This window comes from Escherichia sp. WS1152, from assembly GCF_046487665.1.
GTDB classification, from domain to species: Bacteria; Pseudomonadota; Gammaproteobacteria; order Enterobacterales; family Enterobacteriaceae; genus Escherichia; species Escherichia coli.
Genome location: NZ_JBJQJA010000005.1, coordinates 281,495 through 297,837 on the forward strand (window position 1 = coordinate 281,495; position 16,343 = coordinate 297,837).

A 16,343-nucleotide genomic window follows, 5' to 3' on the forward strand; every position below is an offset into this window, starting at 1 on the left:
CCCTTTCATGCCAGGTGATGCAGAAATCACCTGGCATTCTTCAGTTTTCCTTCATCATATTTCAGGCTAAGGTGATCGCCTTATCAGTGAATGGAGAGAAGCATGAAGCCGTCCGTTATCCTCTACAAAGCCTTACCTGATGATTTACTGCAACGCCTGCAAGAGCATTTCACCGTTCACCAGGTGGCAAACCTCAGCCCACAAACCGTCGATCAAAATGCAGCAATTTTTGCAGAAGCTGAAGGTTTACTGGGTTCAAACGAGAATGTAGATGCCGCATTGCTGGAAAAAATGCCGAAACTGCGTGCCACATCAACGATCTCCGTCGGCTATGACAATTTTGATGTCGATGCGCTTACCGCCCGAAAAATTCTGCTCATGCACACGCCAACCGTATTAACAGAAACCGTCGCCGATACGCTGATGGCGCTGATGTTGTCTACCGCTCGTCGGGTTGTGGAGGTAGCAGAACGGGTAAAAGCAGGCGAATGGACCGCGAGCATAGGCCCGGACTGGTACGGCACTGACGTTCACCATAAAACACTGGGCATTGTCGGGATGGGACGGATCGGTATGGCGCTGGCACAACGTGCGCACTTTGGCTTCAACATGCCCATCCTCTATAACGCGCGCCGCCACCATAAAGAAGCAGAAGAACGCTTCAACGCCCGCTACTGCGATTTGGATACACTGTTACAAGAGTCAGATTTCGTTTGCCTGATCCTGCCGTTAACTGATGAGACGTATCATCTATTTGGCGCAGAACAATTCGCCAAAATGAAATCCTCCGCCATATTCATTAATGCCGGACGTGGCCCGGTGGTTGATGAAAATGCACTGATTGCTGCATTGCAGAAAGGCGAAATTCACGCCGCCGGGCTGGATGTCTTCGAACAAGAGCCACTTTCCGTAGATTCGCCGTTGCTCTCAATGGCCAACGTCGTCGCAGTACCGCATATTGGATCTGCCACCCATGAGACGCGTTATGGCATGGCCGCCTGTGCCGTGGATAATTTGATTGATGCGTTACTAGGAAAGGTTGAGAAGAACTGTGTGAATCCGCACGTCGCGGACTAAGCCGCGACTGCGTGGAGTAAAGCCCGATAATCACTCGGGCTTTTACTCTTTATTGGGTTGCAGTAACTGCTGTAGTCCAGGCCTGATTAAACGCCTGATGCTGTGCCGGTAATGGCGCAATCAGTTTGTTATATTCACTTGCCTGCTGTGAAGTCGGGAACTGGATGCCATTTGCTACAAAGCTCACCTGAGTACCTTGTTGGGCAATGTAGTCTCCAACCATCACCAGTTGTTGCGTGAAAGTTTGTGCCGCCGGAATCAATGGTTGCAATGCATCAGCTGGCGTCGTTACCACTTTGGTGAATGCCTGATCAAAGACCGGTTTCAGGTCATCACTCTGTTTTAGCGCAGAGTGCGCAGCATCGGCCTGCAACTTCGCATTTTGCAGTTGTTGCGCCAGCACACCCAGCGAACCATTCATTTCACGCAGCGGACCGCTTTGCGTAACGTAATCCTGCGGTACGCGAATTGCGTTAACGCTGTCTACAACCGGGCGCAGACCGGAATCCATCGCCTGATTCACCTGCTGAGAATAACCATACAGAATCGCGTAATCAGAGACAAAAGGACCAAACTGTTTTTTCTGATCGGCAGTCAGGGTTGGTAGACGTTCACCGCTACGCATCACTGTATTCTGCAGGAAGTCGATAAACGCTTTACGCTGATCGCCTTCTTTATCAAAACACCCACTCAGGCTAACTACCATTAATAACGCCGCAAGAGGCGCAAACCAGCGAGAGCAGGACTTTCCTGTCGCCATTTTCTTACTCCTTTCACCCAAAAAAAGCGCACAACGACACACGCGTGTCTGACGTGACAAGGATAGTCCAGGACAGGCTTGCAGGATACCCTTTCTACGTAATCTTCCTGGTAAAATCATGGAGAAAATGAAACAAGGTTAATTTGTTGTTTCATTGTTAAAAAATGATATTGCCGTTGCCTTTTTTGTAGCCAGAGATTTACGCCTTCGCAGAAGGTTAGATTTTCGAAATCTTTACAAACCAGGAGTGGTAAGAGATATATCGGCATTTATCAGATCGTTAGGTGGCTATAAGTCACGCTAAATGACTGGCTGAATCGAATCATAGCCAGAGCATGCCCTGACTTCACCCCGCTGTGTCTGCTTTTCCCGACTATTCTTAATGAGCTTCGATGCAATTCACGATCCCGCAGTGTGATTTGAGGAGTTTTCAATGGAATATAAAGATCCAATGCATGAGCTGTTGAGCAGCCTGGAACAGATTGTTTTTAAAGATGAAACGCAGAAAATTACCCTGACGCACAGAACAACGTCCTGTACCGAAATTGAGCAGTTACGAAAAGGGACAGGATTAAAAATCGATGATTTCGCCCGGGTTTTGGGCGTATCAGTCGCCATGGTAAAGGAATGGGAATCCAGACGCGTGAAGCCTTCAAGTGCCGAACTAAAATTGATGCGTTTGATTCAAGCCAACCCGGCATTAAGTAAGCAGTTGATGGAATAGACTTTTATCCACTTTATTGCGGTTTACGGTCCTGATGACAGGACCGTTTTCCAACCGATTAATCATAAATATGAAAAATAATTGTTGCATCACCCGCCAATGCGTGGCTTAATGCACATCAACGGTTTGACGTACAGACCATTAAAGCAGTGTAGTAAGGCAAGTCCCTTCAAGAGTTATCGTTGATACCCCTCGTAGTGCACATTCCTTTAACGCTTCAAAATCTGTAAAGCACGCCATATCGCCGAAAGGCACACTTAATTATTAAAGGTAATACACTATGTCCGGTAAAATGACTGGTATCGTAAAATGGTTCAACGCTGACAAAGGCTTCGGCTTCATCACTCCTGACGATGGCTCTAAAGACGTGTTCGTACACTTCTCTGCTATCCAGAACGATGGTTACAAATCTCTGGACGAAGGTCAGAAAGTGTCCTTCACCATCGAAAGCGGCGCTAAAGGCCCGGCAGCTGGTAACGTAACCAGCCTGTAATCTCTGCTTAAAAGCACAGAATCTAAGATCCCTGCCATTTGGCGGGGATTTTTTTATTTGTTTTTCAGGAAATAAATAATCGATCGCGTAATAAAATCTAGTATTATTTTTGTGAAAAATAAATTTGGGTGCAATGAGAATGCGCAACGCCGTAAGAAAGGCGGGAATAACTTCCCGCCGAAGACTCTTACTCTTTCAAATTGCAGGCTAAAAATGCCGCCAGCTCATAACTCCCCTGTTTAATATGCAATTCACACAGTGAATCTCTTATCATCCAGGTGAAAAATAAAAGCGTGAAACAAATCACTATTAAAGAAAGCAATCTATATTTCTGCGGCATTCCCAGCCCCCTGTGTTGATTTCCAACGAGTAAGAGGCTAACCTTATGGTGTCTATGCATAGAGGGGCCTCACTTTGATTTATAGTCAGGTGGGGCTTTTCTCTGTCTGCCTTTCGGTGAATACCTGAGACAAACAGTCTCAAGCACCCGTGGCTATTCTAGCTTAATAAGTTTGTTTCTTCTCCTTGATATAATCCTAAAAAATCTCATAAAATTAATATATGAGATAATCTTTATTCAGCAGAAGATTATTAAAGGTTGCTGTATTATTTAGCGATAAAAAAAGCCTGCCAGATGGCAGGCTTTTTAATAACGGCGTTATTACTGCAACAGCGAAATATCCGCAACGCGCAGGAACAGTTCGCGCAGTTTCTCCAGCATGGTCAGACGGTTGATACGCAATTCTTTGTCATCAACCATGACCATCACTTTATCGAAGAAGGCATCGACCGGTTCACGCAGCTCTGCCAGTTCGACCAGCGCATCCTGGTAACGACCTTCCGCAAAGTACGGCTCCAGCTTGTCACGTAGCACCACAACCTGCATCGCCAGTTTAATTTCTTCCGGCTCTTTCAGAGTAGAGGCATTCACGCGATCGCTCAGCACTTCGTCAGATTTCGCCAGGATGTTAGATACACGTTTGTTCGCCGCCGCCAGTGCTGCAGCTGCTTCCAGGGTACGGAAGTGCGATACCGCTTTCATGCGGGCATCGAAATCAGCCGGACGAGTCGGACGACGCGCCAGTACCGCCTGGATGGTGTCAACGGTATAACCTTCGTCCTGATACCAGGCGCGGAAGCGACCGAGCATAAAGTCGATAACATCATCAACTACGTTGGCATTAGTCAGCTTATCGCCATACAGACGCACCGCTTCTTCGGTCAGCGTTTGCAGATCAAGGTTGAGGTTCTTCTCAACGATAATACGCAGCACGCCAAGCGCGGCACGACGCAGCGCAAACGGGTCTTTGTCGCCTTTCGGATGCTGACCGATACCGAAGATACCCGCCAGAGTATCCATCTTGTCAGCAATCGCCAGCGCACAAGCTACCGGGTTGGACGGCAGGTCATCACCAGCAAAACGCGGCTGATACTGCTCATTCAGCGCCACGGCTACGTCTTCCGCTTCGCCATCGTGACGCGCATAGTGCATCCCCATAACGCCTTGGGTGTCGGTGAACTCGAAGACCATGTTGGTCATCAGGTCACACTTAGACAGCAGGCCCGCACGGGTTGCGTGGTTAACGTCAGCGCCAATCTGTTCGGCGATCCAGCCAGCCAGCGCCTGGATGCGGTCAGTCTTGTCACGCAGCGTACCCAGCTGTTGCTGGAACAGCACGGTTTGCAGACGCGGCAGGTTATCTTCCAGACGTTTTTTACGGTCGGTGTTGAAGAAGAACTCGGCATCAGCCAGACGTGGACGAACGACTTTCTCGTTACCAGAGATAATTTGCTGCGGATCTTTCGATTCGATGTTGGCAACGAAGATAAAGTTCGGCAGCAGTTTGCCGTCGTTCGCATACACCGGGAAGTACTTCTGGTCACCTTTCATGGTGTAAACCAGTGCTTCAGACGGCACCGCGAGGAATTTCTCTTCAAATTTCGCGGTTAGAACGACCGGCCACTCCACCAGCGAAGCCACTTCTTCCAGCAGGCTTTCGCTTAAGTCAGCGTTACCGCCAATCTTACGCGCTGCTTCTTCGGCATCGGCTTTAATCTTCGCCTTACGTTCTTCGTAATCGGCGATGACTTTCCCACGCTCACGCAGAATTTCCGGATACTGATCGGCGTTATCGATGGTGAATTCCGGCTCGCCCATAAAGCGGTGGCCGCGAATCACGCGATCGGACTGAATGCCCAGAATGGTTGCAGGAATGACTTTGTCGCCCAGCAGCAGGGTCACGGTGTGCACCGGACGCACGAAGTGCACGTCGCTTGCACCCCAGCGCATCAGTTTCGGAATCGGCAGTTTCGCCAGCGAAGTCGCAACCATATTCGGCAGCAGTGCTTCAGTGCTTTCGCCCTTCACATGGGCGCGATACAGCAGCCATTCGCCTTTATCGGTAGTCAGACGCTCAGCCTGGTCAACGGTAATACCGCAACCACGCGCCCAACCTTCTGCCGCTTTGCTCGGTTTGCCTTCAGCGTCGAACGCCTGGGCAATCGCCGGGCCGCGTTTTTCGATTTCACGATCCGGTTGCGCTTCCGCCAGGTTAGCTACTTTCAGCGCCAGACGACGCGGAGCAGCAAACCATTGAACGGTGCCGTGTGCGAGGCCTGCGTTATCCAGCTCCGCAGTAAAGTTCGCAGCAAAGGACTCTGCCAGGCTGCGCAGTGCTTTTGGTGGCAGCTCTTCAGTGCCGATTTCCACCAGAAAAGTTTTCTCAGACATAGCCGCCTCTTACTTATCTTTGTTGCACATCGGGAAGCCGAGGGCTTCACGGGAAGCGTAATATGCTTCTGCCACTGCTTTGGTCAGGGTGCGAATGCGCAGAATGTAGCGCTGACGCTCGGTGACGGAGATGGCTTTACGCGCATCCAGCAGGTTGAAGCTGTGGGCGGCTTTCAGAATACGCTCGTAAGCTGGCAGCGGCAGCGGATTTTCCAGCGCCAGCAGCTGCTGCGCTTCTTTCTCGTACTGCTCGAAGCAGGTGAACAGGAAGTCCACGTCCGCGTATTCGAAGTTGTAAGTGGACTGCTCCACTTCGTTCTGATGGAACACGTCGCCGTAGGTGGTTTTACCCAGCGGGCCGTCGCTCCAGACCAGGTCGTAAACGCTGTCTACGCCCTGAATGTACATGGCCAGACGTTCCAGACCGTAGGTGATCTCGCCGGTAACCGGTTTACACTCCAGACCACCAACCTGCTGGAAGTAAGTGAACTGCGTCACTTCCATGCCGTTTAGCCACACTTCCCAGCCCAGTCCCCAGGCACCCAGCGTCGGGTTTTCCCAGTTATCTTCCACGAAACGGATATCGTGGATAGTCGGGTCCATGCCCAGCTCTTTCAGAGAACCAAGGTACAGCTCCTGAATATTGTCCGGCGATGGCTTAATGACCACCTGGAACTGATAGTAGTGCTGTAAACGGTTGGGGTTTTCGCCGTAGCGACCATCGGTCGGGCGACGAGAAGGCTGAACATAAGCAGCCGCCATCGGTTCTGGCCCCAGCGCGCGCAGACAGGTCATTGGGTGAGAGGTTCCCGCGCCGACTTCCATGTCCAATGGTTGAACAATGGTGCAGCCCTGGCGAGCCCAGTAATCCTGTAAGGTCAGGATCAAGCCCTGGAAGGTCCTGGTATCAAACTTTTGCATATTATTTCGTGCTGGATACGTGTGGATTTAAAGGAAGGGATCAGTATACCCGCTGGATGGAAGATATACAGTATGAAACGGGAAAAAGCAGGGCTTAACGCATGGAAAGATGCAAAAAATGGCCATCTGCGTCAAAAGAACAGACAAACTGCTCTTTACGGAAGGTATAACCGCGCATTTCATAGCTTCCCTGGAACTGTTCGAAGGCGGTGACGTCGATTTTTTGCTCGCCGGTGTTATAACGTTTTGCCGCCTGATCCTTGCATAACGCTTCCATATTCAACGAACGCAGAGGATCAACCTTTACCCGTTGTGCTTTCTGCACGGGTGACGGTGTAGAACAACCCACTAGCACCATAAGCGCCATTGCCGGAAAGAAAGCGTTCATCATCATTAAATTACCGTCTGGTTTGCAGGTGAGTCTTATTATTTATATCGGTATAGTGGCTGATATCTTACGAATTTCCTTAAGCCTCTATAAGCTGTAGTGTTAAAACTCAGATTATTCCAGTGCGCCAACTGAATGATTTATCGGTCAGACTTTTTTTAACCAGATACAGAGACACAGATGCAGCCCAAAATTTACTGGATTGATAACCTGCGAGGGATAGCGTGTTTAATGGTGGTGATGATTCACACCACTACCTGGTATGTGACCAATGCTCATAGTGTTAGCCCCGTCACCTGGGATATCGCCAATGTTCTGAACTCTGCCTCTCGTGTCAGCGTGCCGCTATTTTTCATGATTTCCGGCTATCTCTTTTTTGGCGAACGCAGCGCCCAGCCGCGCCATTTCTTGCGTATCGGCTTATGTCTGTTTTTTTATAGCGCAATCGCGCTGCTCTACATTGCACTGTTTACCTCCATTAATGTGGAGTTAGCGCTGAAAAACCTGCTGCAAAAGCCAGTGTTTTACCACTTATGGTTTTTCTTCGCGATTGCGGTGATTTATCTGGTTTCACCGCTGATTCAGGTGAAGAACGTCGGCGGAAAAATGTTGCTGGTGCTAATGGTGGTGATTGGTATCATCGCTAACCCAAACACCGTGCCGCAGAAAATCGACGGTTTTGAATGGCTGCCAATTAACTTATATATCAATGGCGATACTTTTTACTACATTCTGTATGGCATGTTGGGCCGCGCTATAGGGATGATGGACACACAGCATAAAGCACTGTCGTGGGTGAGCGCCGCACTGTTTGCGACGGGAGTTTTTATTATCTCTCGCGGGACATTATATGAATTGCAGTGGCGCGGAAATTTTGCCGATACCTGGTATCTTTACAGTGGGCCGATGGTTTTTATCTGCGCAATCGCGCTATTGACTCTGGTTAAAAACACGCTGGATACGCGTACCATTCGCGGACTTGGCTTAATCTCCCGCCATTCGTTGGGTATATACGGATTCCACGCCTTGATTATTCATGCGCTGCGCACCCGGGGAATTGAGCTTAAAAATTGGCCAATACTGGATATTATTTGGATTTTTTGCGCGACGTTGGCAGCGAGTTTGTTACTTTCTATGCTGGTACAACGAATCGACAGAAACAGATTAGTGAGTTAAGTAAAAGCCCGGTCACATTGGACTGACCGGGCTTACGTGAGTTATTCGCTGTATTCTTCCTGGGTAACCTGTGTTTCTTTTGGTGGGTTTATTCCGGCATCACGAATATTTTTCTGCACCGCTACTGCACCAAACAAGCTTAAGAAGAAAGCCAGTCCATAAAAACCTTTTTCGCTGAGTAATAATGTCGCATTCCACAGACCTACCATCAGTAATGCAACAGAGATAATAAAGACAGTCAGGCAGGTCATATAATAAATGGAAGTGGTCGGTATGCCTTCATACTTGTCCCGAACGGTCTTTTGATAAGACGCCGCAGAAAACAGTCCTAATACCAGTACGGCAAAATAATATCCTTTTTCATTTAACTGCATCTCTGCATTCCATAGCCCTAACAGATAGGTAACGATACCACCAACGAGAGCTATCCATGACACAATACTAAAGGCCGGTGAATAGGTTGATATTTTGTTGTCCATCACAGTATTCCTTTCATTCCTGAATGTGTAAGAGCTTTATGTTGCTCATACCGAGCGAAACAAACGCATTTGACCAAACAAGCAGACAAAAAAGGCGATGGGGTAGATCACCATTTCATAAGCATTGATAGGTGCATTTAAAACACCGATAAACAAGAGACCGATAGTGATTAACGCAACTAACTGGCAAATATGGGTAAAAAAATTATCCAGTTGCCCGAGTTTTTCTGCGCGAAGATATGCATAGTTGCCAAAAGTTGCTGTCATTAACACGCCAAGAAAATAGCCTTTTCCACTCAACAATGGGCATGAGATCCATAGCCCAACCAGATAAACCAGCGCCCCGACAACAAATAATAGTTTTGCCACAGTTTTTGAGGTTTTCATAACGATCTCCATATCTACCAGCGATACATTACGAGTAACCAACGAAAGACAAAACTGAAAAATGCCATTAACAAATGATTTTCAGAATAAATTCATACTAAATATTAATTAATTGCTGAGATATATAGATGTGAATTATCCCCCACCCGGTCAGGCAGGGGATAACGTTTACGCCATTAATGGCAGAAGTTGCTGATAGAGGCGACGGAATGTTTCACGTCGTGGCTGATAAGCGGCATAACGCTGCGCATCTGGTAGATGCGACTGTTCTAACGGTAGCTGCGGCAACAACTCAATGAGCGATTTCTCTGGATTCGCCGCAATCTGCGCCAGCCTTGCTGCGCCCAGTGCTGGCCCCACATCCCCCCCCGTACGGTAATCGAGCTGCTGACCGCTGATATCCGCCAGCATCTGACGCCAGTACTCACTACGCGCCCCGCCACCAATCAACGTAACACTTTGCGGTTTAATGCCGCAGGCATGCACGACATCCATGCCATCTGCCAGCGCATAACCCACGCCTTCCAGCACTGCTCGCGCCAGTTCATTGGGGCCATGTTGATGAGTCAAACCAAAGAAAACCCCTTTCGCCTGGGGATTATTGTGTGGTGTACGCTCGCCGGAAAGATAAGGCAGAAACCAAACTGGCTCGGCACTTTCATCAGCCTGTTGAGCTGCAGCGATTAAAGCTGGGACATTGCTCAGGCCGGTTAATTTCGCGGCCCAATCCAGACACGACGCTGCACTCAGCATTACAGACATTAAATGCCAACGCTGCGGTAGCGCATGGCAAAAGCTGTGTACGGCGCTTTCTGGCTTGCTTAAGAACCCTTCGCTGACAGCAAAATAGACCCCCGACGTCCCCAGCGATAACATTGCCTGATTAGCATCAACCATTCCCACACCAACTGCACCAGCTGCATTGTCGCCACCGCCTGCGACAACTGGCACCGTCGCCATACCCCACGCTTTCGCAACTTCAGGTAACAAAGCACCAGTAATTTCGCTGCCTTCGTATAATGCGGGCATCTGGTCACGAGATAAGTCGCAAGCCTGCAGCATGACGTCACTCCAGTCACGCTTTGCGACATCCAGCCACATGGTGCCAGCTGCGTCAGACATATCGCTGGCAAACTCCCCCGTCATACGCAGACGCAAGTAATCTTTCGGTAATAATACTTTGTCGATTTGACGGAATATCTCCGGCTCATGCCGCTGAACCCATAGCAATTTAGGCGCAGTAAATCCGGGCATCATCAGGTTGCCGGTAATCACTCGTGATTGCGGAACTCTCGCTTCCAGCAAAGTGCACTCTTGCGCACAGCGCCCGTCGTTCCACAAAATGGCAGGGCGCAATACCCGTTGTTGAGCATCCAGTAAGGTTGCTCCGTGCATCTGGCCGGCAATACCCAATGCTTTAACGTCCTGCAGAGAATGCTGATCGCCCAGAGCTTTCATTGCGCGATCAGTTGCCTGCCACCACTGTTCCGGGTCTTGTTCCGACCAGAGTGGATGCGGGCGCGAAACGGTCAGCTTTTCCGTTTGCGAAGCAACCACCTCACCCTGCTCGTTAAGCAAAATAACTTTTACGCCCGAGGTGCCAAGATCTATCCCGATATACATATCGATCGTTCCTTAAAAAAATGCCCGGTATCGCTACCGATAACCGGGCCAACGGACTGCACAGTTAGCCGTTATTTGTCGAACAGATAATGATTTACCAGATTTTCCAGTTGCTCCTGGCGACCACTCTGATGCACCGGAGACAAATTATGTTCCTGAGCATATTTGGCTAAATCTGCCAGTGACATTTGGCCTTTCAGGATTTGCTGGCCTAATTCGCTATTCCAGCCGGAATAACGCTGCGCGATGCGTTTATCCAGCTCGCCATCTTCAATCATGCGCGCTGCAATTTTCAGCGCCAGTGCCATCGTATCCATCGCGCCGATATGACCGTAAAACAGATCATATTTATCAGTACTTTGACGACGTACTTTGGCATCGAAGTTCAGACCGCCGGTGGTGAAACCGCCTGCTTTGAGAATTTCATACATTACCAGCGCATTCTCTTCCACACTGTTCGGGAACTGATCGGTGTCCCAGCCCAGTTGAGCATCGCCACGGTTGGCGTCGACAGAACCAAACAGGCCAAGCGCAATGGCGGTGGCAATTTCATGATGGAAAGAGTGACCTGCCAGCGTCGCGTGGTTAGCTTCAATGTTCAGTTTAATCTCTTTTTCCAGACCAAACTGTTTCAGGAAGCCATAGACTGTCGCAGCATCGTAATCATATTGATGTTTAGTCGGTTCTTGCGGTTTCGGTTCGATAAGCAACGTGCCCTGGAAGCCGATTTTATGTTTATGCTCAACCACCATTTGCATAAAGCGGCCCAGTTGTTCACGCTCCTGACGCAAATCGGTATTTAACAGCGTTTCGTAACCTTCACGACCGCCCCACAGGACATAGTTTTCACCACCCAATTTATGGGTTGCTTCCATCGCTGTAACAACTTGCGTTGCCGCCCAGCTGAAGACTTCTGGATCTGGGTTCGTCGCCGCACCCGCGCCATAGCGAGGGTTTGTAAAGCAGTTAGCGGTTCCCCACAGCAGCTTCACGCCGCTCTCTTCTTGCTTGCCTGCCAGAACATCAACCATTTGCGCAAAATTATTGATGTACTCTTTTAACGACGCGCCCTCAGGAGAAACATCCACATCGTGGAAGCAATAAAATGGCACATGTAACTTGTGGAAAAACTCAAATGCGACATCTGCTTTACGCTTCGCCAACGCCAGTGCCTCACCAGGCTGCTGCCACGGACGATTAAACGCCCCCACACCAAACATATCCGCCCCGTTCCAGCAGAAGGTGTGCCAGTAGCAGGCGGCAAATCGCAAGTGCTCTTCCATACGCTTGCCCAACACCAGTTCGTCGGGATTGTAGTGACGGAATGCTAACGGGTTTGAGGATTTTGAGCCTTCATAACGAACGCGATCGAGCTGGTCAAAATAGGCTTGCATATTGAACTCCATAATCAGGTAATGCCGCGGGTGATGGATGATGTCGTAATATTGGGCACTCCCTTTCAGTTGCTCAATTATGTTATTTCACACTGCTATTGAGATAATTCACAAGTGTGCGCTCGCTCGCAAAATAAAATGGAATGATGAAACTGGGTAATTCCTCGAAGAGAAAAATGCAATAAGTACAATTGCGCAACAAAAGTAAGATCTCGGTCATAAATCAAGAAATAAACCAAAAATCGTAATCGAAAGATAAAAATCTGTAATTGTTTTCCCCTGTTTAGTTGCTAAAAATTGGTTACGTTTATCGCGGTGATTGTTACTTATTAAAGCTGTCCTCTAACTACAGAAGGCCCTACACCATGAAAATAAAGAACATTCTACTCACCCTTTGCACCTCACTCCTGCTTACCAACGTTGCTGCACACGCCAAAGAAGTCAAAATAGGTATGGCGATTGATGATCTCCGTCTTGAACGCTGGCAAAAAGATCGAGATATCTTTGTGAAAAAGGCAGAATCTCTCGGCGCGAAAGTATTTGTACAGTCTGCAAATGGCAATGAAGAAACACAAATGTCGCAGATTGAAAACATGATAAACCGGGGTGTCGATGTTCTTGTCATTATTCCGTATAACGGTCAGGTATTAAGTAACGTTGTAAAAGAAGCCAAACAAGAAGGCATTAAAGTATTAGCTTACGACCGTATGATTAACGATGCGGATATCGATTTTTATATTTCTTTCGATAACGAAAAAGTCGGTGAACTGCAGGCAAAAGCCCTGGTCGATATTGTTCCACAAGGTAATTACTTCCTGATGGGCGGCTCGCCGGTAGATAACAACGCCAAGCTGTTCCGCGCCGGACAAATGAAAGTGTTAAAACCTTACGTTGATTCCGGAAAAATTAAAGTCGTTGGTGACCAATGGGTTGATGGCTGGTTACCGGAAAACGCATTGAAAATTATGGAAAACGCGCTAACCGCCAATAATAACAAAATTGATGCTGTAGTTGCCTCAAACGATGCCACCGCAGGTGGGGCAATTCAGGCATTAAGCGCGCAAGGTTTATCAGGGAAAGTAGCAATTTCCGGCCAGGATGCGGATCTCGCAGGTATTAAACGTATTGCTGCCGGTACGCAAACTATGACGGTATATAAACCTATTACATTGCTGGCAAATACTGCCGCAGAAATTGCCGTTGAGTTGGGCAATGGTCAGGAGCCAAAAGCAGATACCTCACTGAATAATGGCTTGAAAGATGTCCCCTCCCGCCTCCTGACACCGATAGATGTGAATAAAAACAACATCAAAGATACGGTAATTAAAGACGGATTCCACAAAGAGAGCGAGTTGTAAGCGTTACGCCCCAGCGCGGAGCGGGGGCGTGATTTCTCTCCATGCCGCGTGAATGAATTGGCTTAGGTGGAGTCGTTATGCCTTATCTACTTGAAATGAAGAACATTACCAAAACCTTCGGCAGTGTGAAGGCGATTGATAACGTCAGCTTGCGGTTGAATGCTGGCGAAATCGTCTCACTCTGTGGGGAAAATGGGTCTGGTAAATCAACGCTGATGAAAGTGCTGTGTGGTATTTATCCCCATGGCTCCTACGAAGGCGAAATTATTTTTGCGGGAGAAGAGATTCAGGCGAGTCACATCCGCGATACCGAACGCAAAGGTATCGCCATCATTCACCAGGAATTGGCCCTGGTGAAAGAATTGACCGTGCTGGAAAATATCTTCCTGGGTAACGAAATAACCCACAATGGCATTATGGATTATGACCTGATGACGCTACGCTGTCAGAAGCTGCTCGCACAGGTCAGTTTATCCATTTCACCTGATACCCGCGTTGGCGATTTAGGGCTTGGGCAACAACAACTGGTTGAAATTGCCAAGGCACTTAATAAACAGGTGCGCTTGTTAATTCTCGATGAACCGACAGCCTCATTAACTGAGCAGGAAACGTCGGTTTTACTGGATATTATTCGCGATCTACAACAGCACGGTATCGCCTGTATTTATATTTCGCACAAACTCAACGAAGTCAAAGCGATTTCCGATACGATTTGCGTTATTCGCGACGGACAGCACATTGGTACGCGTGATGCTGCCGGAATGAGTGAAGACGATATTATCACCATGATGGTCGGGCGAGAGTTAACCGCGCTTTACCCTAATGAACCACATACCACCGGAGATGAAATATTACGTATTGAACATCTGACGGCATGGCATCCGGTTAATCGTCATATTAAACGAGTTAATGATGTCTCGTTTTCCCTGAAACGTGGCGAAATACTGGGTATTGCCGGACTCGTTGGTGCCGGACGTACCGAGACCATTCAGTGCCTGTTTGGTGTGTGGCCCGGACAATGGGAAGGAAAAATTTATATTGATGGCAAACAGGTAGATATTCGTAACTGTCAGCAAGCCATCGCCCAGGGGATTGCGATGGTCCCCGAAGACAGAAAGCGCGACGGCATCGTTCCGGTAATGGCGGTTGGTAAAAATATTACCCTCGCCGCACTCAATAAATTTACCGGTGGCATTAGCCAGCTTGATGACGCGGCAGAGCAAAAATGTATTCTGGAATCAATCCAGCAACTCAAAGTTAAAACGTCGTCCCCCGACCTTGCTATTGGACGTTTGAGCGGCGGCAATCAGCAAAAAGCGATCCTCGCTCGCTGTCTGTTACTTAACCCGCGCATTCTCATTCTTGATGAACCCACCAGGGGTATCGATATTGGCGCGAAATACGAGATCTACAAATTAATTAACCAACTCGTCCAGCAGGGTATTGCCGTTATTGTCATCTCTTCTGAATTACCTGAAGTGCTCGGCCTTAGCGATCGTGTACTAGTGATGCATGAAGGGAAACTAAAAGCCAACCTGATAAATCATAACCTGACTCAGGAGCAGGTGATGGAAGCCGCATTGAGGAGCGAACATCATGTCGAAAAGCAATCCGTCTGAAGTGAAATTGGCCGTACCGACATCCGGTGGCTTCTCCGGGCTGAAATCACTGAATTTGCAGGTCTTCGTGATGATTGCAGCTATCATCGCAATCATGCTGTTCTTTACCTGGACCACCGATGGTGCCTACTTAAGCGCCCGTAACGTCTCCAACCTGTTACGCCAGACCGCGATTACCGGCATCCTCGCGGTAGGAATGGTGTTCGTCATAATTTCTGCTGAAATCGACCTTTCCGTCGGCTCAATGATGGGGCTATTAGGTGGCGTCGCGGCGATTTGTGACGTCTGGCTAGGCTGGCCTTTACCACTTACCATCATTGTGACGCTGGTTCTGGGACTGCTTCTCGGTGCCTGGAACGGATGGTGGGTCGCGTATCGTAAAGTTCCTTCATTTATTGTCACCCTCGCGGGCATGTTGGCATTTCGCGGCATACTCATTGGCATCACCAACGGCACGACAGTATCCCCCACCAGCGCCGCGATGTCACAAATTGGGCAAAGCTATCTCCCCGCCAGCACCGGCTTCATCATTGGCGCGCTTGGCTTAATGGCTTTTGTTGGTTGGCAATGGCGCGGAAGAATGCGCCGTCAGGCTTTGGGTTTGCAGTCTCCGGCCTCTACCGCAGTAGTCGGTCGCCAGGCTTTAACCGCTATCATCGTATTAGGCGCAATCTGGCTGTTGAATGATTATCGTGGCGTTCCCACTCCTGTTCTGCTGCTGACGTTGCTGTTACTCGGCGGAATGTTTATGGCAACGCGGACAGCATTTGGACGACGCATTTATGCCATCGGCGGCAATCTGGAAGCAGCACGTCTCTCCGGGATTAACGTTGAACGCACCAAACTTGCCGTGTTCGCTATTAACGGATTAATGGTAGCCATCGCCGGATTAATCCTCAGTTCTCGACTTGGCGCTGGTTCACCTTCTGCGGGGAATATCGCCGAGCTGGACGCAATTGCAGCATGCGTGATTGGCGGCACCAGTCTGGCAGGCGGCGTCGGGAGCGTGGCTGGAGCGGTAATGGGGGCATTCATCATGGCTTCACTGGATAACGGTATGAGTATGATGGATGTACCGACCTTCTGGCAGTATATCGTTAAAGGTGCGATTCTGTTGCTGGCAGTATGGATGGACTCCGCAACCAAACGCCGTTCTTGATTTTGATAAAAATTTTCTCAAAGCCGGTAACGTATTACCGGTTTTGAGTTTTTG

General features: G+C 48.8%; 17 protein-coding genes. 8 read left to right on the plus strand and 9 right to left on the minus strand.

What is annotated here, in order from left to right:
* The first annotated feature begins 102 nt into the window (after positions 1–102).
* On the plus strand, positions 103–1,077 hold the full coding sequence (ghrB, locus tag ACJHW7_RS10880; protein ID WP_021557311.1) for a glyoxylate/hydroxypyruvate reductase GhrB: 975 nt from the start codon (positions 103–105) through the stop codon (positions 1,075–1,077).
* A gap of 49 nt (positions 1,078–1,126) precedes the next feature.
* Here the strand turns inward: ghrB and ACJHW7_RS10885 are convergent, their stop codons facing one another.
* Complete coding sequence (locus ACJHW7_RS10885; protein ID WP_000190516.1) at positions 1,127–1,837, minus strand: DUF3053 domain-containing protein; 711 nt, start codon at positions 1,835–1,837, stop codon at positions 1,127–1,129.
* A 433-nt stretch (positions 1,838–2,270) separates the two neighbouring features.
* On the opposite strand from ACJHW7_RS10885, the gene ACJHW7_RS10890 reads away from it, so the two are divergent.
* The 3 genes from ACJHW7_RS10890 (at position 2,271) to ACJHW7_RS10900 (ending at position 3,265) form a co-directional block, all read left to right on the plus strand.
* Entirely contained in the window at positions 2,271–2,561 is a 291-nt protein-coding gene (locus tag ACJHW7_RS10890; RefSeq protein ID WP_000455798.1) for an HTH-type transcriptional regulator, read from the plus strand.
* Positions 2,562–2,841: 280 nt separating this feature from the next.
* Entirely contained in the window at positions 2,842–3,054 is a 213-nt protein-coding gene (cspA, locus tag ACJHW7_RS10895) for an RNA chaperone/antiterminator CspA (protein ID WP_000014594.1), read from the plus strand.
* A 139-nt stretch (positions 3,055–3,193) separates the two neighbouring features.
* Positions 3,194–3,265 (plus strand): hypothetical protein, encoded by a 72-nt coding sequence (locus ACJHW7_RS10900; protein ID WP_212734940.1) that lies wholly within the window; start codon positions 3,194–3,196, stop codon positions 3,263–3,265.
* Here the strand turns inward: ACJHW7_RS10900 and hokA are convergent.
* The 4 genes from hokA to ACJHW7_RS10920 all read right to left on the minus strand — a co-directional run bounded on the left by hokA (position 3,242) and on the right by ACJHW7_RS10920 (position 7,100).
* Positions 3,242–3,394: a type I toxin-antitoxin system toxin HokA gene (gene hokA / locus ACJHW7_RS10905; RefSeq protein ID WP_001135738.1), complete on the minus strand. Its 153-nt coding sequence runs from the start codon at positions 3,392–3,394 to the stop codon at positions 3,242–3,244. The genes ACJHW7_RS10900 and hokA overlap by 24 nt on opposite strands.
* A 321-nt stretch (positions 3,395–3,715) precedes the next feature.
* Positions 3,716–5,785: a glycine--tRNA ligase subunit beta gene (glyS, locus tag ACJHW7_RS10910; protein ID WP_001291788.1), complete on the minus strand. Its 2,070-nt coding sequence runs from the start codon at positions 5,783–5,785 to the stop codon at positions 3,716–3,718.
* 9 nt (positions 5,786–5,794) lie between these two features.
* Positions 5,795–6,706, minus strand: a complete 912-nt coding sequence (glyQ, locus tag ACJHW7_RS10915) for a glycine--tRNA ligase subunit alpha (RefSeq protein WP_001168544.1) — start codon at positions 6,704–6,706, stop codon at positions 5,795–5,797.
* Between the two features lie 94 nt (positions 6,707–6,800).
* The gene (locus ACJHW7_RS10920; protein ID WP_000980111.1) at positions 6,801–7,100 is read right to left on the minus strand and encodes a YsaB family lipoprotein; all 300 of its coding nucleotides are present in this window, start codon (positions 7,098–7,100) and stop codon (positions 6,801–6,803) included.
* A gap of 174 nt (positions 7,101–7,274) precedes the next feature.
* Here ACJHW7_RS10920 and wecH point away from each other — a divergent pair, with 174 nt between their 5' ends.
* A complete protein-coding gene (gene wecH, locus ACJHW7_RS10925) occupies positions 7,275–8,270 on the plus strand; it encodes an O-acetyltransferase WecH (RefSeq protein WP_021557312.1) in 996 nt (331 codons plus the stop codon).
* A gap of 41 nt (positions 8,271–8,311) precedes the next feature.
* Here wecH and yiaA read toward each other — a convergent pair whose 3' ends face one another.
* The 4 genes from yiaA to xylA form a co-directional block, all read right to left on the minus strand.
* Positions 8,312–8,749, minus strand: coding sequence for an inner membrane protein YiaA (gene yiaA, locus ACJHW7_RS10930; protein WP_001296808.1), 438 nt, complete (start codon positions 8,747–8,749; stop codon positions 8,312–8,314).
* A 45-nt stretch (positions 8,750–8,794) separates the two neighbouring features.
* Positions 8,795–9,136: an inner membrane protein YiaB gene (yiaB, locus tag ACJHW7_RS10935; protein ID WP_000858193.1), complete on the minus strand. Its 342-nt coding sequence runs from the start codon at positions 9,134–9,136 to the stop codon at positions 8,795–8,797.
* A 168-nt stretch (positions 9,137–9,304) separates the two neighbouring features.
* Positions 9,305–10,759, minus strand: a complete 1,455-nt coding sequence (gene xylB, locus ACJHW7_RS10940) for a xylulokinase (protein ID WP_000275381.1) — start codon at positions 10,757–10,759, stop codon at positions 9,305–9,307.
* A 71-nt stretch (positions 10,760–10,830) separates the two neighbouring features.
* Positions 10,831–12,153, minus strand: a complete 1,323-nt coding sequence (xylA, locus tag ACJHW7_RS10945) for a xylose isomerase (RefSeq protein ID WP_001149592.1) — start codon at positions 12,151–12,153, stop codon at positions 10,831–10,833.
* 365 nt (positions 12,154–12,518) lie between these two features.
* Here xylA and xylF point away from each other — a divergent pair, with 365 nt between their 5' ends.
* The 3 genes from xylF (at position 12,519) to xylH (ending at position 16,289) form a co-directional block, all read left to right on the plus strand.
* Entirely contained in the window at positions 12,519–13,511 is a 993-nt protein-coding gene (xylF, locus tag ACJHW7_RS10950) for a D-xylose ABC transporter substrate-binding protein (RefSeq protein ID WP_001300957.1), read from the plus strand.
* 77 nt (positions 13,512–13,588) lie between these two features.
* Positions 13,589–15,130 carry a D-xylose ABC transporter ATP-binding protein gene (gene xylG, locus ACJHW7_RS10955; protein WP_001146509.1) on the plus strand — a complete coding sequence of 514 codons (1,542 nt, stop codon included), beginning with the start codon at positions 13,589–13,591 and terminating at the stop codon, positions 15,128–15,130.
* Entirely contained in the window at positions 15,108–16,289 is a 1,182-nt protein-coding gene (gene xylH, locus ACJHW7_RS10960) for a xylose ABC transporter permease XylH (protein WP_000045978.1), read from the plus strand. The genes xylG and xylH overlap by 23 nt, the downstream gene beginning before the upstream one ends.
* Positions 16,290–16,343 lie beyond the last annotated feature (54 nt).